The organism is Pseudomonas sp. D5(2026) (genome assembly GCF_057766845.1).
The window spans coordinates 3,024,748-3,045,935 of sequence record NZ_CM173421.1 but is presented as its reverse complement, the minus strand read 5'-3'; the positions used below and the strand labels follow the sequence as shown (position 1 = coordinate 3,045,935).

19 protein-coding genes are annotated in these 21,188 nt (G+C 60.6%); 16 read left to right on the top strand and 3 right to left on the bottom strand.

Annotated elements, in window-relative coordinates:
* The first annotated feature begins 127 nt into the window (after positions 1-127).
* The 9 genes from AC3B5Q_RS14065 (at position 128) to AC3B5Q_RS14025 (ending at position 8,496) form a co-directional block, all read left to right on the top strand.
* A complete protein-coding gene (locus AC3B5Q_RS14065; protein ID WP_020192902.1) occupies positions 128-826 on the top strand; it encodes a CoA transferase subunit A in 699 nt (232 codons plus the stop codon).
* A gap of 35 nt (positions 827-861) precedes the next feature.
* On the top strand, positions 862-1,518 hold the full coding sequence (locus AC3B5Q_RS14060) for a CoA transferase subunit B (protein WP_021785059.1): 657 nt from the start codon (positions 862-864) through the stop codon (positions 1,516-1,518).
* A gap of 153 nt (positions 1,519-1,671) precedes the next feature.
* Entirely contained in the window at positions 1,672-3,090 is a 1,419-nt protein-coding gene (locus AC3B5Q_RS14055; protein ID WP_021785060.1) for a short-chain fatty acid transporter, read from the top strand.
* A gap of 76 nt (positions 3,091-3,166) precedes the next feature.
* Positions 3,167-3,709 carry a helix-turn-helix domain-containing protein gene (locus AC3B5Q_RS14050; RefSeq protein WP_021785061.1) on the top strand — a complete coding sequence of 181 codons (543 nt, stop codon included), beginning with the start codon at positions 3,167-3,169 and terminating at the stop codon, positions 3,707-3,709.
* 248 nt (positions 3,710-3,957) lie between these two features.
* The gene (gene eppA, locus AC3B5Q_RS14045) at positions 3,958-4,134 is read left to right on the top strand and encodes an EPS-associated small membrane protein EppA (protein WP_021785062.1); all 177 of its coding nucleotides are present in this window, start codon (positions 3,958-3,960) and stop codon (positions 4,132-4,134) included.
* A 266-nt stretch (positions 4,135-4,400) separates the two neighbouring features.
* Positions 4,401-4,958, top strand: coding sequence for a polysaccharide biosynthesis/export family protein (locus AC3B5Q_RS14040; RefSeq protein WP_021785063.1), 558 nt, complete (start codon positions 4,401-4,403; stop codon positions 4,956-4,958).
* A 25-nt stretch (positions 4,959-4,983) separates the two neighbouring features.
* The gene (locus AC3B5Q_RS14035; RefSeq protein ID WP_021785064.1) at positions 4,984-6,099 is read left to right on the top strand and encodes a hypothetical protein; all 1,116 of its coding nucleotides are present in this window, start codon (positions 4,984-4,986) and stop codon (positions 6,097-6,099) included.
* 16 nt (positions 6,100-6,115) lie between these two features.
* Positions 6,116-7,678, top strand: coding sequence for a GumC family protein (locus tag AC3B5Q_RS14030; RefSeq protein ID WP_021785065.1), 1,563 nt, complete (start codon positions 6,116-6,118; stop codon positions 7,676-7,678).
* Positions 7,679-7,689: 11 nt separating this feature from the next.
* Positions 7,690-8,496 (top strand): CpsD/CapB family tyrosine-protein kinase, encoded by an 807-nt coding sequence (locus AC3B5Q_RS14025; RefSeq protein ID WP_021785066.1) that lies wholly within the window; start codon positions 7,690-7,692, stop codon positions 8,494-8,496.
* 68 nt (positions 8,497-8,564) lie between these two features.
* On the opposite strand, the gene galE is transcribed toward AC3B5Q_RS14025, so the two are convergent.
* From galE to AC3B5Q_RS14010, 3 genes are all read right to left on the bottom strand, one after another.
* Positions 8,565-9,530 (bottom strand): UDP-glucose 4-epimerase GalE, encoded by a 966-nt coding sequence (gene galE, locus AC3B5Q_RS14020; protein ID WP_021785067.1) that lies wholly within the window; start codon positions 9,528-9,530, stop codon positions 8,565-8,567.
* A 105-nt stretch (positions 9,531-9,635) separates the two neighbouring features.
* Positions 9,636-12,236, bottom strand: coding sequence for a glycoside hydrolase 5 family protein (locus tag AC3B5Q_RS14015; protein ID WP_103463141.1), 2,601 nt, complete (start codon positions 12,234-12,236; stop codon positions 9,636-9,638).
* 5 nt (positions 12,237-12,241) lie between these two features.
* Positions 12,242-13,768 carry an O-antigen ligase family protein gene (locus tag AC3B5Q_RS14010; RefSeq protein ID WP_021785069.1) on the bottom strand — a complete coding sequence of 509 codons (1,527 nt, stop codon included), beginning with the start codon at positions 13,766-13,768 and terminating at the stop codon, positions 12,242-12,244.
* A 95-nt stretch (positions 13,769-13,863) separates the two neighbouring features.
* Between AC3B5Q_RS14010 and AC3B5Q_RS14005 the strand changes: the two genes are divergently transcribed.
* The 7 genes from AC3B5Q_RS14005 (at position 13,864) to AC3B5Q_RS13975 (ending at position 21,143) form a co-directional block, all read left to right on the top strand.
* Positions 13,864-15,240 (top strand): oligosaccharide flippase family protein, encoded by a 1,377-nt coding sequence (locus AC3B5Q_RS14005; protein WP_021785070.1) that lies wholly within the window; start codon positions 13,864-13,866, stop codon positions 15,238-15,240.
* A 236-nt stretch (positions 15,241-15,476) separates the two neighbouring features.
* Positions 15,477-16,943, top strand: coding sequence for a GMC oxidoreductase (locus AC3B5Q_RS14000; RefSeq protein WP_101196778.1), 1,467 nt, complete (start codon positions 15,477-15,479; stop codon positions 16,941-16,943).
* A gap of 103 nt (positions 16,944-17,046) precedes the next feature.
* On the top strand, positions 17,047-17,655 hold the full coding sequence (locus tag AC3B5Q_RS13995; RefSeq protein WP_103462524.1) for an acyltransferase: 609 nt from the start codon (positions 17,047-17,049) through the stop codon (positions 17,653-17,655).
* 1 nt (position 17,656) lies between these two features.
* Positions 17,657-18,613: a glycosyltransferase family 2 protein gene (locus tag AC3B5Q_RS13990; protein WP_021785073.1), complete on the top strand. Its 957-nt coding sequence runs from the start codon at positions 17,657-17,659 to the stop codon at positions 18,611-18,613.
* 8 nt (positions 18,614-18,621) lie between these two features.
* Positions 18,622-19,146 (top strand): serine O-acetyltransferase, encoded by a 525-nt coding sequence (locus tag AC3B5Q_RS13985; RefSeq protein WP_021785074.1) that lies wholly within the window; start codon positions 18,622-18,624, stop codon positions 19,144-19,146.
* A gap of 5 nt (positions 19,147-19,151) precedes the next feature.
* Positions 19,152-20,129, top strand: coding sequence for a glycosyltransferase family 2 protein (locus AC3B5Q_RS13980; protein WP_021785075.1), 978 nt, complete (start codon positions 19,152-19,154; stop codon positions 20,127-20,129).
* 9 nt (positions 20,130-20,138) lie between these two features.
* Positions 20,139-21,143: a VirK/YbjX family protein gene (locus AC3B5Q_RS13975; protein ID WP_319298030.1), complete on the top strand. Its 1,005-nt coding sequence runs from the start codon at positions 20,139-20,141 to the stop codon at positions 21,141-21,143.
* Positions 21,144-21,188 lie beyond the last annotated feature (45 nt).

The following is a 21,188-nucleotide window of genomic DNA, read 5'->3' as shown; positions in this document are numbered from 1 at the left end:
TTTGTTTTGTAAAAATTATCAATCGATGATGAAAACAAAATTAACAAATCAGTCGCTTGCGGTGAAGATGTCTGCACACGCTCACCGACAGCCTCGTCGGTTAAACAACTACAAAAGGCGGATCAGCATGGCCGGACTGGACAAGCGCGTTGCAACCTATGAACAGGCCCTCGAAGGCCTGAGCGACAACATGACGGTACTGGCCGGTGGTTTCGGCCTGTGCGGCATCCCGGAAAACCTTATCAGCGAAATCAAGCGGCGTGGCGTCAAGGGCCTGACCGTGGTTTCCAACAACTGCGGTGTCGACGGTTTTGGTCTGGGCGTGCTGCTGGAAGACCGACAGATTCGCAAGATGATCGCTTCCTATGTGGGCGAAAACGCCGAGTTCGAACGCCAGTTGCTCAGTGGCGAGCTGGAAGTGGAGCTGACCCCACAGGGCACCCTCGCCGAAAAAATGCGCGCAGGTGGTGCCGGCATCCCGGCGTTCTACACCGCCACTGGCTATGGCACCCCGGTTGCCGACGGCAAGGAAGTCCGCGAGTTCAAGGGCCGCAAGTACATCCTGGAAGAATCCATCACCGGTGACTTCGCCATCGTCAAGGGCTGGAAGGCCGATCACTACGGCAACGTGGTTTACCGCAACACTGCGCAAAACTTCAACCCGCTGGCGGCCACCGCCGGCAAGATCACCGTGGTCGAAGTGGAAGAAATCGTCGAGCCCGGCGTGCTGCTGCCAAGCGAAATCCACACCCCGGGCATCTACGTGGACCGTGTCATCGTCGGCACCTTCGAAAAGCGTATCGAAAAGCGCACCGTCAAGGCCTGAGCGCCATCCAACAGAACAACAAAGAGATCCTGACCATGGCACTGACCCGCGAACAGATGGCGCAACGCGTTGCTCGTGAACTGAAGGACGGTTACTACGTCAATCTGGGCATCGGCATCCCCACTTTGGTGGCCAACTATGTACCCGCCGACATGGATGTGATGCTGCAATCGGAAAACGGCCTGCTCGGCATGGGCGAGTTCCCGACCGAAAGCACCCTCGATGCCGACATGATCAACGCCGGCAAGCAAACTGTCACCGCCCGCCGCGGCGCCTCGATCTTCGATTCGGCACAATCGTTCGCCATGATCCGTGGCGGCCACGTCGACCTGACTGTACTGGGCGCTTTCGAGGTGGACGTGCAGGGCAACATCGCCTCGTGGATGATTCCGGGCAAGCTGGTCAAGGGCATGGGTGGGGCCATGGACCTGGTGGCCGGCGCCGAGAACATCATCGTCACCATGACCCACGCCTCCAAGGACGGCGAGTCCAAGTTGCTGCCGCAGTGCAGCCTGCCGCTGACCGGTGCTGGCTGCATCCGCAAGGTGTTGACCGACCTGGCCTACCTGGAAATCGAAGACGGCGCCTTCATCCTGCGCGAGACCGCACCTGGGGTCAGCGTCGAGGAAATTATCGAGAAAACCGCCGGCAAGCTGATCGTGCCGGATGATGTGAAGGAAATGACCTTCTAAGGCATGACGTGATCTCACCCTGTGGGAACGGGCTTACCCGCGAATGCGTCGGTACATAGACCGCCGCATTCGCGGGTAAGCCCGTTCCCACAGGTTTTTTGCGTTGCCTGGCAATACCGCTTCATCTCATAAAACCAATAAAAGGAATTCACCGTGGCCGCTGAAATTCAAGACAGCCGCTCCGCGCGCTTTGCCTTGCGCTGCTCCAACTGGGCTGAACGCTGGTTCCCCGACTCCTGGGTGTTCGCCGCGTTGGCGGTACTGCTGGTGTGTATTGGCGCACTGGCCATGGGCGCCAAACCGACCGACACCGCCAAGGCTTTTGGCGACGGTTTCTGGAGCCTGATACCGTTCACCATGCAGATGGCCTTCGTGGTCATCGGCGGTTATGTGGTGGCCAGCTCGCCGCCCGCCGCGAGGCTGATCGATCGCCTGGCGCGCATCCCCGGCAATGGGCGCTCGGCAGTGTGCTGGGTAGCACTGATCTCGATGCTGGCCTCCTTGCTCAACTGGGGGCTGTCGCTGGTGTTTGGAGGCTTGTTGGTACGCGCCCTGGCGAGGCGTACCGACCTGAAGATGGATTACCGCGCAGCGGGTGCGGCGGCTTATCTGGGCCTGGGTGCGGTGTGGGCGCTGGGCCTGTCATCCTCGGCGGCGCAGTTGCAGGCCAACCCGGCCAGCCTGCCACCTTCAATCCTGTCGATAACCGGGGTGATTCCGTTTACCGAAACCATCTTTCTCTGGCAGTCCGGCGTGATGCTGGCGGCGCTGGTGGTGGTCTCGCTGGTGATCGCCTACGCCACCGCGCCGGGCCCGAACAGCGCACGTAGCGCCGAAGACTGCGGTGTCGACCCCAGCTTCACAGCGCCACCCGCCACGCAACGCACGCGCCCGGGGGAGTGGCTGGAACACAGCCCGATCCTGATCCTGCTGTTGGTGGCCTTGGCTGCTGGCTGGCTCTATCAGGAGTTTGCGACAAAACCCGCGATTACCGCCATCTCGGGGCTCAACACCTACAACCTGTTGTTCATCATGCTCGGTGCTTTGCTGCACTGGCGCCCACGCAGCTTCCTTGACGCGGTGGCGCGTGCGGTACCGACCACCACCGGTGTGCTGATCCAGTTCCCGCTGTATGGTTCGATCGCCGCCATCCTCACCCAGGTGAAGGGAGTCGATGAACAGACGCTGGCCCACCATATTTCACTGTTCTTCACCCAGATTGCCACCCACGACACGTATGCCGTGCTGATGGGCGTGTATTCCGCGGTGCTGGGCTTCTTCATCCCTTCAGGCGGTGGCAAGTGGATCATCGAAGCCCCTTACGTGATGCTGGTGGCCAACGACCTGCAGTACCACCTGGGGTGGGCGGTGCAGATCTACAACGCGGCCGAAGCCTTGCCGAACCTGATCAACCCGTTCTACATGCTACCGCTGCTGGGCGTGCTGGGGCTCAAGGCGCGCGACCTGATCGGGTTCTCGTTCGTGCAATTGCTGGTGCATGTGCCGTTGGTGCTGGTGTTGCTGTGGGCGTTGGGTACAACGCTGCAGTACGTACCGCCAGTGATGCCTTGATTCAAGGCCTCTGCAGGCTTGGCGTCAGCTATTAGACGCGTATCATGGCTGCCTCAGCCTGGGAAACCCGCGTCACATGTCTATCCGATTGAAACTGCTGCGTAAGAAACTGGGGATGACCCTGGAAATGCTGGCCGAAAAGACTGGCATGACCAAAAGCTACCTGTCCAAGGTCGAGCGGGGCCTCAACACGCCCTCGATCGCTGCGGCGCTGAAACTGGCGAGGGCGCTGAACGTCAATGTCGAAGAGCTGTTCGCCGAAGAACAGGCCGGGCAGAGCCGCTACAGCCTGGTGCGCCATACCGAGCGCCAGGCCTTGGTTGGCGATGGACAAGGGCCGGGGTACGCGGCCCTCACCAGTCAGGTTGGCCAGCGCAGCCTGCTGCCGTTTCTGATCCAGCCGCCGTCCGAGTTCAGCGACCCCACGTTCAAGGAACACCAGGGCGAAGAGTTCCTGTTTGTTCACGCAGGCCAGGTGGAAGTGGATTTCATGAGCGAGCGGGTAATGCTGGAGCAGGGCGACGCCCTGCATTTCAATGCCCAGACGCCGCACCGGCTGCGCTCGGTAGGTGTTACTCCAGCGCAATTACTGGTCGTGGTTCACCACGCGGACGAATGAATACGTGGGGGGGCAGGTATGCCCCCGCGTATTCTCAGCTGTGAAACGCCAGATTCATCGCAGCAGCCCTCCCTTGCATAATCTGCATGTCGTTTTTTTGACGAAAGCACCCATCGCCCATTGAATTTTATTATGGTGTCGGATCATTGACGTAGTGTCATTGTGCCCATAAGCTCAAATCAACAACGAAACAACCCCGCAACACCGCGCCAATAACTAATTGATTTTCCTGTTTTTAGGAGGGGAGTATGCGCTCGACTCTGATAATCAAATCGATGTTCTTGCTGGTGATGCTAAGTGGTGCTGCCCGTGCGGCAGATTCGTATATCAATCAGAACAGTATCATTCCTGTTTCAACTGCAGGCTGGTTCTTTGCCTTTGCTGTCGTCGGTTTTGTTGCTGTTGCCAACCGCAGAAAGATCTGAACCGGACACCTTGTACCCGAAGTGACTGCCCATTGCCGAGAGGCCACAGGCATGGCTTGTGAATTCTCCAACCGTTGCTATATTCCCAGTAGCCCGTAAGGGCCAACGTTTACAGAACGTTGCAGCCCACGTCTACAGCGTCAAGGTAAGGGCCTCCAGGAAGGTCGAGGCCATCGCGGCAGCTGTGCGCCGTGAAGCGGAGCGAGAGTTGGTGTGTTGTTCTCATTCAGTGCTCTTTGTCGGGCCATTTGGCCGGAGGGACCCTCATGGTGCGTTCAATATTTGCCGCTTTGTGCATGCTGACGGTGGGGTCCGGCGCCGCTAACGCCGACCAGAGCGGTGCTCCCTACCTGCTTAGCCCCGGCGATGTGGTGATGGTTTCGGTGTGGCAGGAAGACAGCCTGCGTCAAGAAGCCACCGTACTGCCCGATGGCAGTATTACCTTCCCCCTGGCCGGGCGCATCAATGTTGCCGGGCTGGACGTGACGGCAGTCGAAAAGCAGGTCGCTGCCAAACTCGAAAAATTCCTCCCCGACCCTAACGTCAGCGTTGTCGTCAAAAGCATTGCCGGCAATATGGTCTATGTCCAAGGCAAAGTGATCAAGCCCGGGCCTGTGCAAATGGCAGGCCCCACTGCGGTATTGCAGGCGCTGAGCATGTCAGGTGGCCTGGACAAGTTTGCTGACGAAAGCGAAATCAAGGTGGTCCGCGGCACGGGTGCTTCCCAAAAGATCCTGCCCGTGCGATATAAGGACCTGGTGTCTGGCCGGGACATGTCCACCAACATCCAACTCCAGGCTGGCGATACGCTGGTCGTTCCTTGATCTTGCCTTTTAATAAGAACATTTAATGCCTCTTCTTAGAACAACTCGCATTGCAACGGCAATCTTGGTCTTGCCGTTTACGGACGCGGTACTGGCGGCAAATTGGCAGTCTACGGTGGTGGTACCGACATCCGTCGAATACGACAGCAACCCATTGCTGCTGACCTCGGGGGAAAAGGGCATAACGCGCACGATCATCGCGCCGGATTACACCCTGATCGGCACTTTTGACCGTGACGAATTGAGGTTGGGGCTTGGCATGCATGTGCTGCGCTCGTCCGATACGGATATCGTCGATGACCGTGAAGATCCTGATATCAGCCTGGGCTGGCAGCGCACCACCGAGCGGGGGCGTTTCGGCCTGGTGGCGCGCTACAACGAGAGCTCGACGTTGTCGGGGACAGTACTGGATACCGGGGTGATTACCACCGACGGTACGCAGAAGCTTTACACCTTGACTGGCAACTGGAGCCAGGCGGTGACCGAGCGCAGTACCTTGAGCAACGAAACCACCTACAACCGTGCCCGTTACGACATCAGCACGCTGACGGGCTACGACGAACTGGCGAACGTCTTTACCTGGACTTACGCCTGGAACGAGCGGGCTGATCTGTATACCCGTTTTGGTGCCCGGCGCTATGAGCCCGAACAGGACCTTACCGCGACCGCTTCCAACAGCTACACCCCGGCAGTCGGCGTCAAATACCAGCTTGCCGAAGGCTTTAGCGCCGATGCCCATATTGGCGTCAACCAAGTGTCAGGTGACGGCGGCGGCCGACGCGGGGAGGGTGGGGTTGCGTTGCTGTACACCGGCCCGCGTGCCGATGCCAGCCTCACAGCCGAGCGCAGCACGGTGGCCAGTGCCGAAGGCGGCTTCGCCGAGCTGGACCAGGTGCGGGGTGTGTGGAGCTATGCGTTGACCGAGTTGTCCCGGGTGGGCGCGGACGCCGCGTGGCAAGACAGCAAAGGGCAGTCGCCCAACACGCTGCAGACTTACAGCGTATGGGCCAGCCGCCAGTTTTCGCCTTACTGGGACCTGCGCCTGTCGCTGATGTACAAAGAACGGCAGCAGGACCATGTACCGGATGCGACCGCTACGATCGTTGGTTTGACGTTGACGTACAGGTACCCCGACATCTGAACTTCAAGGTGGCCCTATGAAGTCTGACTACGAGCTCTCCCTCAGAGATTACATCGCCATTATCAAGGACAGGGCCCTGGTGTTAGGGGTGAGTGCCGCAGTCATTCTCGCCGCGACCGTGGCCGTCGCGTTGATGGTGCCGCCGATCTACCAGTCGACCGGCACCATTCTGGTGGAGTCGCAGCAGATTTCACCCGAGCTGGTGTCGACCAACACCACCACTTTTGCCGATGAGCGCATCGAGGTGATCCGCCAACGGGTGATGACCCGCGAAAACCTGCTGCGCATCATCGGCAAGTATGACCTGTTCGCCGACAAGCGCTTCAGCGAAAGCGACAAGATCGACCAGATGCGCAACGCGATCGTGGTCCAAACCCTTACCACCTACGTGCGTGGACGTGGTGAAGCGACCGTGGCGTTCACTGTGTCGTTCGAGCACAAGCAGGCACAAGTGGCCAAGGAAGTCGCCGACGAACTGGTGACGCTGTTCCTCAACGAAAACCTCAAGCAGCGCACCGAGCGGGCCAACGAAACCACCGAATTCCTCACCCAGGAAGCCAACAAGCTGGGCGCCGAGCTGGCCAGCCTGGAAAACCAGTTGGCCGATTTCAAGCAGGCCCACGCCAATGCCTTGCCCGAGCACCAGACCCTGCGCATGAACATGCTGTCGCGTGCGGAGCTGGAATTCCGTGAGGTCGACCGTGACTACAAGGCTGCCCAGGAAGAGCTGCGCTACCTGGAGCTGGAACTGTCTGCGGCCAATGCAGGCCTTGCCACCAAGGCTGCCGAAGGCACCCGATCAACCCGTGCCGACCAGCCCGAGGACCTGCCAAGCCTGAAAGCCGAATACGCCCGGCTGCTGACCCGCTACAAGGACGCCCACCCGGATGTGGTGGCGATCAAACGCAAGATCCAGGCGCTCGAAGCCAGTGGTGGTCGCACTGCGGCAGCGTCCACGGTCAGCCTCGACGTGGCCCGTGTCCGTGCCAAGATGAGCGCCGCCCAGGTGCGTATCGCCTCGCTGGCAGAGCAAAAGCGCGAGCTGACCCGGAAAATGGAAGGGTACGAGGCCGAGATCCTCGAGGCGCCGCAGGTCGAGCGTGGCCTGGTGACCTTGATGCGTGACCACGACAACGCGCGCAAGAAATACGAAGAGATTCGTGCCAAGGAAATGGGCGCAAAAATTACCGAAAGCCTCGAGCAGGAAAACAAGGCTGAACGCTTTGTGCTGCTGGAGCCTCCGCTGTTGCCCGAGAAGCCGATCAAGCCTAACCGCAAGAAAATCGCCGCGCTGGGCCTGGTGCTGGCGCCAGCTGGTGGCGGTGCGCTGGTGATGCTGCTGGAAATGCTCAATCAGCGCGTGCGCGGCGTTGGCGCCCTGGAAAGCCTGCTGGGCAAACGGGTGCTGGTGGCACTGCCCTATATCGATACCCGAGCCGACGTGGCCCGACGCAAGCGCTGGCGCAATCGCCTGATCCTGGCGGCACTGGCGCTGGCAGCTATCATGATAGGGCTGGTGCACGTGTTCTACATGCCACTGGATGTGCTGTTGTACAAAGTCATGTCTCGGTTTGTATAGGGAAAGCAGTGATGGACAGGATCAAGCCGGCTGTTGGCAACAATATTCATCAGGTTACCCCAGGTACTCCCCAGGCACTGTCTCCCGCCCCCGGTACGGCGCTGGCAGAAGTGCCGGGTCAGTTCGATTACGTGAACACCAAGGTGGTACCGCTGCGTGCAGACCACCTGGAGCGCAACCGCATCGTCGCGTACAACAAGAACTCCAACATGAACGGGCCGATCGACCTGTTGCGTACGCAGGTGCTTAGGGCCATGGACGAGAACGGCTGGCGTACCTTGGCCATCACCTCGCCAACGCCTGAAGCGGGCAAGACAATGCTGGCGATCAACCTGGCCATGAGTATTGCCCACCACACCACCAAGACTGCGTTGCTGGTGGACTTCGACCTGCGCCGGCCCAAGGTCGGCAGTTACCTGGGGCTGCCCATGGAGCAGGCACTGAACGAGTTTCTGACGGACAAGGCCGAGCTGCAGGACTGCCTGGTCAACCCGACCTTGCCGCGCTTTGTGGTGCTGCCGACGCGGGTACCCGTCCCCCTGTCGACCGAGATGCTGTCCTCGCCCAAGGTGAACAACCTGATTGGCGAGTTGCGCAACCGCTACGAGTCGCGCATCTGCATTTTCGATTTGCCACCGCTGCTCAGCTCGGACGATGCAATCACCGTGATGCCCAAGTTTGATTGTGTATTGCTGGTGGTGGCCAACGGGATGAACAACAAAAAGGAAATCGAGGATTGCCTGCATCACCTGGCCACGGTGAACCTGATCGGGACTGTGTTGAACAAGGCTGACGAACAGCCGCGGACCTATTACTGATACTGAGCCTTCTGGCCGTCCGCCTGTAGGTGCAGCCTTTTGCTGCGCCTACAGGGAGCGAAACCAACTCAGCGCTCCCAGGGATACTGCAACTCCCACTGCCACGCATGCCGCACAATCTCCTCCAGCGAAGCGAACGCCGGGCGCCAGCCCAGCACCTGGATGGCTTTGCTCGCATCCGCCACCAGCCGTGGCGGGTCGCCCGCGCGGCGCGGTGCGTCAAGGGTACTGATCTGCCGCCCGGTCACTGCCCGGGCCGTATCGATCACCTGCTGCACCGAAAAGCCCAGGCCATTGCCCAGGTTGAACGCGGCACGTTCGCCACCGGCCCGTAAATAATCCACCGCCAGCGCATGGGCCGCCGCCAGGTCTGCCACATGCACGTAGTCGCGTATGCAGGTGCCATCCGGTGTGTCGTAGTCACGACCGAACACTGTCACCGCCTCGCGCCGACCCGATGCAGCCTGCAGGATCAAGGGGATCAGATGGGTTTCCGGGTCATGACGTTCCCCGAGCTGACCTTCTGGGTCAGCGCCCGCGGCATTGAAATAGCGCAGGCATACCGACTTCAAACCATAGGCCCGGTCAAAGTCCTCAAGAATCTGCTCGACCATCCATTTGCTCAACCCGTACGGGTTGATCGGTACCTTGGTGTGCGCTTCATCGATCGGCACGTACTGTGGGTTGCCATATACGGCGGCACTCGAAGAAAACACCAGGTGCCTGATGCCGGCATTGACCATGGCCTGCAGCAGGGCAAGGGTGGCTGCGACATTGTTCTGGTAGTACTTGCCAGGCGCGGTGACCGACTCGCCCACTTGAATGAACGAGGCGAAGTGAAACACTGCATCGAAGCGACAAACGCCAAACAGCACGTCCAGCGCGGCTTCGTCGGCGATATCGAGCCTGGCCCACTGGATGCCGGGGCCAGGTGAGACCAAGTCCGCCACCAGCACGTCATGGCCGGCGGCGAGCAGGTGCTTGACCATGTGTGAGCCAATGTAGCCCGCACCACCCACAACCAGATATTTCATCCCCACCTCCTGGAATCTGCTGTTTACAGACGCAGTGAACACTCCCTGACACGTGCAGGTGGGATGATCATCTACAGGTGACCTGAGCGTAGATGGCCCTATGCTCTATTTCAAGAATAGCCAGTTGGACATGTAGGTGCCGTCGAAGGTAATGGTGTATTGCCCATCCTTGTAGGCCACCGGCAGCGGTTTCAGCTGCACCTGTGCATCGCGGGCGAACAGTTTCAGGCCGGCAGGTGCCTTGATGTTCAGGCTGCCTTCAAGGGGCTCGACATTGAACGGCGTCTTGTCATCGGCCTTGGGCATCGCACGGGTGCCCAGAGACAGAAGAAGTTCGCGCGACTGGCCCAGTGGCTTACCGTCCAGGCTCTGGACCACCACGCTGGCGTAAGGCGTTTTCGTTTGTATCTGAATGGCACCCAGGTTGATCGGACGGCCACCCAGCCAGCCACTGGCGGCCTGGGTCAATGGCGTGTCGATGGTGTAGATGCCTTGTTGCCAATTGCGCCTGAGCTCGCCTGTATCGGTCACCGACTCGGTGGCATCGGCGGCCAGCAGCGCTTGCCCCGGGTCGTGCAGCACCTGCGCGCCTGCCGGGATGGTCGCGGGTTTTAGCCAGGGCAATTCCGGCGTGTGTGGCAGGGCGATCTGCAGCTGGCCCTTTTCCATGGCCGTGCGCAGCAGTGGTGAGTTACGCGGGGTGATTTCCTGGTTGTACAGAGTGGCAGGTGTCGGTGCGAACACGTAGCGAGTGGTGGCGGGCTTCACGTCGGCACGGCGATAGAGCAGGGCAGCGGCGGGCAGGGTGGCGATCATCGCCGGGTCGTTGTACGCGTGCCAGTTGTCCGCTGTGCGCCAACCCGGGTTGAACGCCTGTTGGCTGTAGGCATATTGCAGCATGGCGTCCCAGCCTTGGTGACTGGCGGTGCCGGCGATGTAAATCGGCAGCGAGTGACGGTCCGGCAGCGGGAAGGGCTCGGCGTTCCACTCGGTGACAGTCAGCGGTTTGCCGACGACCTGGGCGGCAGCAATCCAGTCGATCATGCCGTCGCTGGTCAGCGGGTTCTTTTCCAGTTGGCCTGCGTCGCCGTAGCTGTGGGCGTCGATGACATCGCCAACGCTCAGTGCCGGAAGCGCGCTAAGCCCATTGCCGCCCCAGGTACTGGTGGTAGCAATGGGCACTTTCACGCCCACGCTGCGCAGGTGGGCGATCATGCCGGCATTGAAGCGCTGTTCCAGCTCGTTGAGCAACAGCTTCGATGGCCCATGCTCCCAGGCACGCCAGGTAAGGTCGACGGGTAGGTCAAACTGTTTGGCAAAGGCCTTGGCTGCGGCCATGTAGCGCGCACTGTGGCGCGGTACATCCTTGTTTGGCATCAGGGCGTTGCCGTAATGCTGGGTCAGGTCATTCTCGTTGGTGATCAGCACGGCGGCGATGGCCGGGTCGTCCTTGTAGGCCAGGCCCGTGTATTCGTTCACATGGGTCAGGTACTGCTCGGCGAAGCGTTTCATCGCTTGCTGGATACTGTCGTTCACGTAGGCGTAACCCTTCAGGTCGACGCGACCGTCCTTCTCGGGAAGCTCCTTGAAGTCTTCGATGTTGTCGTTGGCGGTGAACGCACGCTGCACATGCATGTCCAGCCAGATGTAGATGCCTTCGTCCTTGAGTGACTTGATCCACAGGTCGAGCTTGCGCAGCGATTCGGCGCTGAGCTGCTGGGTATCATGCACCAAGGTGCCGTCGCCAAAGACGTTGGGGCTGACCCAGGGCGAGTCGTGGTGATGCAGACGCACCAGGTTGAAGCCCAGCGCCGAAAGGCGTCTGGCCTGCAGGCGAATTTCTTCGTCAGGGGTTTTGAACAACGAGTAGGCCGACAGGTTGGTGCCCCAGAAGCGCACTGGAGTGTTGTCGGCGAACATCAACTGGTCGCCGACCGCCTTCACGAAGCCACGCTTGCCGGCGGGTTTCTCCGCTGCGTTGAGGAACGACAGGTCCACCGGCGAGGTGCGCCAGTCCAGTTGGTCATCAGGCCAGCTGGCAGGGTCTGCCAGGCCGAAGCGCTCGCTGGGGGTAGGGCCGAGTTCGATGTCGCCGGTCACGTTGAGCACGGCCTTGAGCTGCTGGCGGCCGGCGCTGATCGGGTCCTTGTAGAGGAATGCACGCAGCTCGGACGGGTTGCCGCGCTCGAAATAGACCTTGGCCAGTGGCGGGTCGAAGCGCATTTCGATGCGTCGCCCCTGGTCGGCCTTGCCCCAGGTCCAGCCGCGGTTGTCGGGCAGCAACTGCGGGGCGCCCATGTCGCCGGCGATTTGCGCCGGGTCGAACTGGAACACCAGGCCGCCACCCATGACACCGCTCTGGCGGCTGTGGGCGTCGAGGTCGAAGGCCCAGCTCAGGGTTTGCGCCTGTTCCTTGCGGATGTCAGCTTGCAGGTCGAAGTCCAGTTCCTTGTTCTTGCCCCGCAGCGTGTAGTGGTAAGGGCCATTGACCTTGAAGTCGGTATAGAAACCGGTCCAGCTCCAGTTGGCAGCCCAGAAATCGAATTTGGCCTTCATGACCGGGCCGCCGCCGTGTGTCACGGTAGGCAAGCCATTTTGCTCATCGACACTGACCTGCCAGTCTGAAGCCCAGCTGGCCAGCGGCAGAAGGGCCAGGCCGGCAATGGCCGAAAAGCGCACGTAATGACGCAGGGACAGCCTATTCATGAACATTACCTGGGTTGTAGGTCGGGTTCTGCCAGTTCCATCACCTGGCTGTTGTGCAGCCGGCGAACCATCTGGATGTAGGCCACGCCCAGACCTGCGATAGACCAGTACACCACCGGGATGAAGGTGATGCTGCTGACTGTGAAGATGATGACCAGAATGCCGATCAGCGTTGCCAGCAACACCCGGCCGAGCTGTCGTCGCTCATCATCCTTGTCGGCAAAACTGAGCATGGCCCTGCGGATACCCACCACCACCACGGCAAAGAACGCCACGAACAAGCCTAGCCCGACCAGGCCGGCCCGCAGCGCCAGGTTGATGTAGGTGTTGACGATGTCGATGATGCCTTCGCCCTGGATCATCGACTGCATTTCGGGTGTGTTGCGGAAGTCGAAAGAACCGAACAATGGGTTGCGCTGGATGACGATCCAGGAATTGTCCATCAGCCGCTCGCGGTAGGTGATGTTCTCTTTCTCGAGATTGCCGATGAACGGCAGCAGGTCCAGCACCTTGTCGCCACCAGGCACGACGGTCAGCAAGGGCAACGCCAGCATGCCAGCCGCCCCCAGCAGTGCCAGGCGCTTGACGGCGCCTTTGCCCAGGGCAATGAACACCACCACGATGACCACGGCGCCGATCCACGGGCCGCGTGACAATGGCGCGAACAGCCCGGCGGCCAGCAGCAGGGCGCCCATGGCCCTGTGCAGCGGGCGTTGCACATAGCCTTGCACGAACAGGAACAGGCCGATGGCCACGCTCATCACGTAACCCAGCACAATCGCCTGGCCGGTGGTGACGCTCGCCCGCAGCGCACCACCGCGGCTCAGGTAGCCGGACATGCTCCATGGCACGCCCATGGCGTCGACCAGAGCGCTGTATAGCAGCCAGTGGCGTACATACTCGGCCACAGCGATCAGCGCCATGACGAAAGAGACAAGTACGAAGGCCAGCAGGGTGTCCTTGAAGTCGCTGATCTGACGCAGGCCACGGCTGGCCACGTAGTACGGCAGGAGTACGTCGACATACAGGTACAGCGCCTGGCGCAGCGTGTCGGTAGGGGTGGTTTCGCGCAAATAGAGCACGCTCAGCAGCAGCAGGCCGGCGGCCAGCAACTTATCGGCCCAGGTGCGGCCAAAGCGAAGGGTGTCACCTTGCCGGCGCAGGTGCAGCGCAGCCGGCAACAGCACGCACAGGCTCAGCAGGCGAATATGGTTCAGGTCGACCAGGTAATTGACCACGCCAAACCCGGGCACCTGCACCGACGCTGGCGGGATCAGGAACAGCAGCATGTAGAACAGCGCCATGGGGTTGTGCTCGCGGCGCCCGGCCAGCAAAAGGACGACCGCACCCACACCCAGATACAGCCAGAAGCTGTGCGAGAGAAAAGCCAGCAGGGTCAGCAGGAACCACAGATTACGCCGGCGCTTGTAGTCGCTGAGCGGAATCAGGTCGGTGGCAGGCCGCCGCGCCATCACGAAGACCACGCTCGCCAAAAACAGGATGACGATCAACGCTCGAAAATGTTCAGGCATCGGCTATGTACACCTTTCCTTCGGTGGGCAACGGCTAGCATCGTGGCTAATTGAAACTATAGTGACTTTTAGCCAATCAGTCAGAGATTGAAGTCATGCCGTCGATTGATGTGTCAGCCGCCGCGAGCCTGCGCAAGCGGGCCCTGAGAGCCGGGTCGTGGAACCTGGTCTCGCAGGTGGCTTCACAGGTGATGCGCCTGGGCGGCAATCTGATCATGGCCCGCTTGCTGCTGCCGGAAATGTTCGGGGTGATGGTCATTGCCACCACTGTTTCGATACTGCTGCATTTGCTTTCCGATGTCGGCCTGCGCCAGAACATCATCCAGAGCCACCGTGGTGACGATCCGGACTTTCTCAATACCGCCTGGACCGTGCAGATCATCCGCGGTTTCCTGCTGTTTGCGCTTACTCTGCTGCTGGCCCTGGGGGCTTGGTTGGCGCAACTGGCCGAGCTGTGGCCGGCAGACTCAACCTATGCCGCACCCATACTGCCGATGGTGCTGGCGGTGACCGGCCTGTCTGCGGCCATCTGGGGGTTCCAGTCCACCAAGATAGATGTGGCGGTACGAACTTTCCAACAAAAGCGCGTGGTGCTGGTCGACCTTGCCTCGCAGGTGGCCGGCCTGGTGGTGATGCTGGTGCTGGGCTTGCTGACCCATTCGATCTGGGCGCTAGTGTTATCAGGCCTGGTTTCGGCGGTGGTCTGGACAGTGCTGGGGCATACCGCCCTGCAGGGGCCCACCAACCACCTGCGCTGGGACCGTTCGGCGCTGACCGAGCTGATTGTGTTTGGCCGCTGGATCCTGCTGTCGTCGATGGTTGGTGTGCTGGCGATGTACGGCGACCGTATGTGGTTTGGCGCCAGCATGTCGGCGGCGCAACTGGGTGTGTATTCGATCGCCGTGCTGATCCTGGGTGCGGTGCAGACCGCGCTCATGAAAATTGTCGGCGCGGTGGCATTGCCTGCCTTCAGTGAAGCGGCCCGGGCCGACGACAAGCAGCGCCTGAAAGCGTTGTATTTCCGCTTTCGGCTGCTGGTCGACCTGCTGGTTCTGTTCATTTGTGGCGGGTTCCTGACCGCCAGCCCATTGCTGATTGGCTGGATGTATGACGATCGCTACCGCGAAGCAGGGCCGATGCTGGCGATTCTCTCGCTATCGTTCATCGTATTGCGCTATACCTTGGCTCATCAGGTGTGGATTGCCTTGGGCCTGACCAAGTACCAGGCCATGGACAACATCATTCGCCTGGTCTCGTTATGGGGACTATTGCCGCTGTTACTGGCGCTTGGCGGGGTGGAGTGGGCTATCTGGGGGGTCGCCCTGCATGCTTTGCCAACGCTGGTGCTGGTTGTGTATGTGAATTGCAAACTGGATATCTTCAGCCTCAAACGTGAGCTGGTGGTACTGCCGATGTTGCTGGTCGGGGCGCTGTGCGGGGCACTGCTGACGGCCTTCTTCAACTGGCTGTAACGCAGTTTGCCAGGTGTAACTTTCATGGCTACAGGTCACGGGATCATGGAGAAGCTCACTTTTTGTACTGCGCAGTTGGGTCGTAGAGGTTTTCTCCAGAGCTGTGTCTTGCTCGGCGTGGGGGGCGCAGTATTCGGCGCCTCGGCGGCCGTTGCTGGCAAGACGGCCGAAAAGCCCGGGTTCGTGATAATCAATGGTTGGGTATTGCCGTCCCGTTACTTCCGGAACGCGTCAGCATGATCAAGGACTTTCAGCAGCAGAAGGCGCTGCGCGACCACTACGATTTCTGCATCATCGGCGCCGGCCCGGCGGGTATAACCTTGGGCTTGCGCCTGGCTGCTGCCGGCTGGAGCGTAATGATCGCCGAAGGTGGGGGGCGCGAATATGCGTCGTACTCGCAAGACTTGTACGCGTGCTCATCCACCGGCCTGGAGCTGTATGCCGAGGAATCCCGCCTGCGTTACCTGGGGGGCACCTCCAATCACTGGGCTGGCCGGTGCCGGCCATTCACTCCTTCGGATTTTGCCGTCGCCCCGCAAGGCGACTTGCCGGGTTGGCCCATTCCCTATTCGGAGATCGAAGGCTTTCTACCGGCAGCGATGGAGATTGTCGATCTGGCGCCTGGCGCGGATTTTCGCGCGATGAATACCAGTCTCGATGGTGGTGACTTCGAGGCGGACCGCTTTCTGCTCAGCACGCCGACACGCTTTGCACAAAAGTACGCAACAGCACTGGAGCAGACCCCAGGCCTGGACGTATTCATCCACTGTAATTGCGTTGACCTGGAGTTCGACAAGGCTTCCGGCCACCTGGCTGCGGTGGTGTTGTCCGACTATCAACGCAATCGTCAGCGCCTGGTAGCAAGCAACTTCATTCTGGCCACGGGTGCCATCGAGAATGCCCGGCAGTTGCTGAACAGCGAGTCCCTGGTGGCCGCAGGTGTGGTGAGCAAGGAAGGGCTGGTGGGCGGGGGGTTCATGGAGCACCTGAACATCGAAATGGGCACTTTCATCCTCAAGTCCGGGCAGGACCCGGAGCCGCGCCAGTACTACACCACCGATGCTTTCATCGACGAGTACAAGGCCGGTAAAGGCAATGTCACCGCTGTTTTACTGGCCGATGTGCAAACCTACGGCCGCACTGCCGAGGTCAAGTATTTTCTCGAGAGCCTGGCCTGCGACATGGGGTTTGCCAGCAAGGTCGCCTTCGTTGCCAAGTTCAGCTGCCCCGGTGACGGCGTGCTCAGCACCATGATCGAGCAGTTCCCCAACCTGCACAGCCGCATTTCGCTGCTGGACGAGAAGGATGCATTGGGCGTGGCCAAGGTCAATGTCAATTGGGTGCTTAGTGCCGATGACCGGCACACCATCAAGTGCATTGGCAGCGAACTGGCCAAGCAGTTCGCTGACATGGGGCTGGGGTTCGTCAAGCTCAACGATTTCGTCTACGACACCTCGATTCCGCTGAAAATGGCACCCCATGCCCATCACATGGGTACCACGCGTATGGCCGCCTCGCCGCAGTTCGGTGTAGTCGATGCCAATTGCAAGGTGTTCGGTACCGAAAACCTGTATGTCGCCGGCAGCAGCATTTTTGCCAAGGGCGGCGCCTCCAACCCGACCATGCCGCTGTTGCAGTTTGCCTTGCGGCTGGCCGACCACCTCGATAACAAGATGAAAGCGGCCAGCAGCGCCGCAGCGTGATGCAGGTTGTACACGGGTGAGAGCGATGCGGTCAGCACCTAGAAGAACGAGACCGGAACGCCTCAGGACACTCCAGATTGTTCAGATCGCGAGGCCAGGCAGTATGAAGGGATGGATACGCAAGGCAGTGGCGCACTACGCCCATGCAACCGGGCGAGGGGGCAAATTCTACAGGAGGTTCTGCAACCCCTCTGGTCTTGAATGGGGGGCCTATCTGGCCCGATGGGGCAACTTTCACTCGGTCGGCAGCAATTTCTACGTCAATACAGGCTGCAAGTTTCTCGACCCGTCGCTGGTACGTATCGGCAACAGCGTGGGCTTGTCCGACTGCACGTTGATCGGTCATGACGGGGTGGTATTGCTGATCGAGCATCGCTATGGCAAGCACCTGGATTCGGTCGGTTTCATCGACATCAAGGACAACTGCTTCATCGGCCATGGTGCGATCGTGATGCCTCGCGTGACCATCGGGCCTGAATCCATCGTGGCCGCAGGGGCGGTGGTGACCAAGGACGTGCCGCCAGGCACCGTCTATGGTGGCAACCCGGCCGTGTTCATCTGTACCACCGAGCAGTTGATCCAACGGGTCGAGGCACGTTGCGAAGCTTACCCTTGGATCGACCTGGTGAAACAGCGCAACGGGGCCTACGACCCGGAAGTTGAACCGCTGTTGATGGCGCAAAGACGCCAGTATTTCTTCGGGGACAGCTAAAATGGCTAGCAAACCTGTGGATGTCATGGTGGTGAACTTCAATACCGCTGGACTGCTGCAGCCAATGTTCGATGCACTGCGCCGGGCCGACAGCGAGCGGCTGGCCAGTTACCTGGTGGTGGACAATGCCTCGCGCGATGACTCGGTGCAGCGCATGGCCCAGGTGTGCCCCGAGGCACTGCTGCTGAGCAACAAGCAGAACGTGGGTTTCGGCCGGGCCAACAACCAGTTGTTGGCGCACCTCAAGGGCAAGTACGCCTTGCTACTCAATACCGATGCCTTCGTTGCCGCCGACTCTCTGCAAAAAACACTCGACTACATGGAGGCCCACCCAGAGTGCGGCGTACTGGGGGTGCGCCTGGAGGGGCGCGATGGTGACCTGCAGCCCAGTTGCCGCTACTTCCCCACGCCGCTCAATGTGTTCGTCGGGCGTACCGGGCTGGGGCGGTTCTTCCCAGGGCTGAAGATGGTCGACGAAATGAACTGGGACCACGCCTCGGTGCGCGAGTGTGACTGGTTGCCTGGCTGCTTCTACCTGGTGCGCCGCGAAGTGCTCGACAAGGTGGGGTTGTTCGACCCGCGCTACTTCCTTTATTACGAAGAGGTGGACCACTGCAAGCGGGTGAAGGAAGCGGGCTGGAAAGTGGTGTTTTACCCGCATACCACGGTGGTGCATATCGGTGGCGAAAGCTCCAAGTCGGTGGCGGAACTGGAGGCTGCCAGCCGGCAGATCTCGTCCTACCAGATCGAAAGCGAGTTGCTGTACTTCCGCAAGCATCATGGCGTGACGGGGCTGGCCCTGCACATGCTGCTGGTCACGCTGGGCGACCTGGTGCTGGCACTCAAGGCGCTGTTGAAACGACGCGGCTGGGGCGCCATTCAGGCCTGCTGGCGTCATTGCCGGGCAACCTGGTCATTGCTGTTCAAGACCCGGTACGCCAGCCAACCAACAAGGTAGGTGGAGCCATGTTCGAGAATATTCGCGCCGACCTGAGGGCCCATGGCGGGGACTGGGGCGCCCAGGGCTTCTGGGTATTGCTGGTGTACCGCTTTGGCCGCTGGCGTTATACGTTGCGCCCGGCACTGTTGCGCAAACTGTGTTCGCTCATCTACAAGGTGCTGTTCAAATTCGTCCAGATCATCACCGGTATCGAACTGCCTTGCGAGGTGGTGATCGGGCGCAACTTCGTCATCGATCATTTCGGCGGCATTGTTGTCAGCGGTTATGCCCGCTTCGGCGATGACTGCCGTATCCGCAACGGCGTGGTGGTGGGCCTGAAGAATGTCGACGAGCCGATTGCCCCGGTGTTCGGCAATAACGTCGACATCGGCACCGGGGCCAAGGTGCTGGGCAGTATTCGCATCGGCAACAACGTGATCATCGGCGCCAATGCCGTCGTGCTGGTAGATGTACCTGACAACTCACTGGCAGTGGGGGTGCCGGCCATCATCAAGGCCCGGCAAGCGGCCGCCACGGCATCGGTCGAGTGAGGCCTATGGCAACGGTGATCGGCGTGGTGGTGATCGGCCGCAATGAAGGCCAGCGTCTCGAGCGCTGCCTTTGTTCGCTGGCGCACGGGGCGGACAAAGTCATGTACGTCGACTCGGGTTCCACCGATGGTTCGCTGCAGTTGGCCGCCAACCTTGGCGTGGACGTGCTGGCGCTGGACATGGGTATCCCGTTCACCGCCGCACGCGCCCGCAATGAAGGTTTTGCCGCCTTGCAGCGCCTGTTGCCATCGATGCAACTGGTACAGTTCGTCGATGGCGACTGCGAGGTGAATGCCACCTGGCTGGCCACTGCGCAGGCTTTTCTTGAGCAGCACCCCGCCGTGGCAGTGGTGTGTGGTCGCCGGCGTGAGCGCTTCCCGCAGCGTTCGGTGTACAACTTGCTGTGCGACCTGGAGTGGGATACCCCGGTCGGTGAGGCCAAGGCCTGTGGCGGCGATGCACTGATGCGGGCTGACGCCTTTGCTGCTGTGGGTGGCTTCCGCCCTGACCTGATAGCCGGAGAAGAGCCCGAACTGTGCGTGCGTTTACGGGCCAACGGCTGGAAAGTCTGGCGACTGGCTGCCGAGATGACCCTGCACGATGCCGGCATGACCCGTTTCAGCCAATGGTGGCGGCGTAGCCTGCGCGCTGGGCATGCCTATGCCGAGGGCGCCTACCTGCATGGCCAGCCACCCGAGCGGCATTGGCTGCGTGAGTCACGTCGGGCCTGGTTGTGGGGCCTGGGCATACCCTTGGTGATCGCGCTGGCCTGCCTGCTGCTGGGCGGCTGGGGCTTGCTCTTGCTGTTGATCTACCCATTGCAGGCCTTGCGCCTGGCTCGCCGCGGCAGCAAGTCGACGCGCGAGAACTGGCTGCAGGCTGTGTTTCTGGTGTTGGGCAAATTCCCGGAAATGCTCGGCCAGCTGAAGTTCCTGCGCCACCGTCTTGCGGCTGGCAAATCGGCTTTGATCGAGTACAAGTGAGAGAAACCCATGATGCTCGGCACCCTCGTGAAAAGCGTGTTTACCTTGCAACCGGGTTACTCGTTGCGGGCGATGCACAACAAGTACAAGTTGGCACGGCAGATCGCCAGGCAGTGGCCTGAGCTGAACGGGTTCCTGCAGCGCATGACGGCGGCGCTGGGCCCGCATGGTTTGCAGCGGCTGGGTGTGGATTGTATCGGTGTCGTGCAATGGCCTTACATCAGCCGATGCTGGGAGGCGCCACAGCGTCTGGATGTGGTGGCTTCACACTTTGAACGGGTGGCTGGGCAGTTCCCGGCGTTGCTGCTGCTGGGACGCGACGAAAACCTGAGGCTGTGTGACCTGTCCAGCCATTCGCCGGGCTGCTGCCTGGTTCTGGATCGGCCAATCTGGTTCAAGCGCGAAGGCGAGCTGGTGTTGAACCTGTTCCAGGCCGACCTGCGTGTGGCATCCCTGGCCTTCACCCTGGGCCGCAGCCAGGGTGAGACCTGCCTGTTCATCGGTGCGGTGCAGGGCATCCACAAAGGTATCGACAGCGAAACCTCGCTGGCCATCTACCGTGACCTGACCAAGGACTTCGAAGGGCTGCGGCCACGCAGCCTGTTGCTCGAAGCGTTGAAATGCCTGGGCAGAACCCTGGGTGTGACGCAACTGTATGCCGTCAGCGACGCCTGCCGGCACCATCGCCATCCCTATTTTGGCAACGACAAGGGCCAGGACCTGGCGGCCAACTACGACGTTATCTGGCAAGAACACGGCGCCATAGCGTCTGACCGTGAGGATTTTTTTACCCTCCCGTTAGCGCCGGCACAACGGGCGGAAGCCGACATCCCGGCCAAAAAACGGGCGATGTACCGCCGCCGCCAGGCATTGCTTGACGATGTTTTCACCCGTTTGCAGGCAGCATTGCCAAGCAGCAATCACAACCTTGGACTACAAGGAAAACAGGGGGATGCATTTGCTGTGAGTGCATCGGCAGTAGACGGACCGCCCGTAGTCGACAGCCTGAAGTGAAGGTTGCCAGGGAAGGTTGGTCATCAAGCGGGTTTGGATCTGGAT

What these genes read in the sequence shown, in the direction of transcription:
- AC3B5Q_RS14065 (WP_020192902.1), top strand. Translation starts at nt 128, where the DNA reads ATGGCCGGACTGGACAAGCGCGTTGCAACCTATGAACAGGCCCTCGAA.
- AC3B5Q_RS14060 (WP_021785059.1), top strand. Translation starts at nt 862, where the DNA reads ATGGCACTGACCCGCGAACAGATGGCGCAACGCGTTGCTCGTGAACTG.
- AC3B5Q_RS14050 (WP_021785061.1), top strand. Translation starts at nt 3,167, where the DNA reads ATGTCTATCCGATTGAAACTGCTGCGTAAGAAACTGGGGATGACCCTG.
- eppA (WP_021785062.1), top strand. Translation starts at nt 3,958, where the DNA reads ATGCGCTCGACTCTGATAATCAAATCGATGTTCTTGCTGGTGATGCTA.
- AC3B5Q_RS14040 (WP_021785063.1), top strand. Translation starts at nt 4,401, where the DNA reads ATGGTGCGTTCAATATTTGCCGCTTTGTGCATGCTGACGGTGGGGTCC.
- AC3B5Q_RS14035 (WP_021785064.1), top strand. Translation starts at nt 4,984, where the DNA reads ATGCCTCTTCTTAGAACAACTCGCATTGCAACGGCAATCTTGGTCTTG.
- AC3B5Q_RS14030 (WP_021785065.1), top strand. Translation starts at nt 6,116, where the DNA reads ATGAAGTCTGACTACGAGCTCTCCCTCAGAGATTACATCGCCATTATC.
- AC3B5Q_RS14025 (WP_021785066.1), top strand. Translation starts at nt 7,690, where the DNA reads ATGGACAGGATCAAGCCGGCTGTTGGCAACAATATTCATCAGGTTACC.
- galE (WP_021785067.1), bottom strand. Translation starts at nt 9,530, where the DNA reads ATGAAATATCTGGTTGTGGGTGGTGCGGGCTACATTGGCTCACACATG.
- AC3B5Q_RS14015 (WP_103463141.1), bottom strand. Translation starts at nt 12,236, where the DNA reads ATGAATAGGCTGTCCCTGCGTCATTACGTGCGCTTTTCGGCCATTGCC.
- AC3B5Q_RS14010 (WP_021785069.1), bottom strand. Translation starts at nt 13,768, where the DNA reads ATGCCTGAACATTTTCGAGCGTTGATCGTCATCCTGTTTTTGGCGAGC.
- AC3B5Q_RS14005 (WP_021785070.1), top strand. Translation starts at nt 13,864, where the DNA reads ATGCCGTCGATTGATGTGTCAGCCGCCGCGAGCCTGCGCAAGCGGGCC.
- AC3B5Q_RS14000 (WP_101196778.1), top strand. Translation starts at nt 15,477, where the DNA reads ATGATCAAGGACTTTCAGCAGCAGAAGGCGCTGCGCGACCACTACGAT.
- AC3B5Q_RS13995 (WP_103462524.1), top strand. Translation starts at nt 17,047, where the DNA reads ATGAAGGGATGGATACGCAAGGCAGTGGCGCACTACGCCCATGCAACC.
- AC3B5Q_RS13990 (WP_021785073.1), top strand. Translation starts at nt 17,657, where the DNA reads ATGGCTAGCAAACCTGTGGATGTCATGGTGGTGAACTTCAATACCGCT.
- AC3B5Q_RS13985 (WP_021785074.1), top strand. Translation starts at nt 18,622, where the DNA reads ATGTTCGAGAATATTCGCGCCGACCTGAGGGCCCATGGCGGGGACTGG.
- AC3B5Q_RS13980 (WP_021785075.1), top strand. Translation starts at nt 19,152, where the DNA reads ATGGCAACGGTGATCGGCGTGGTGGTGATCGGCCGCAATGAAGGCCAG.
- AC3B5Q_RS13975 (WP_319298030.1), top strand. Translation starts at nt 20,139, where the DNA reads ATGATGCTCGGCACCCTCGTGAAAAGCGTGTTTACCTTGCAACCGGGT.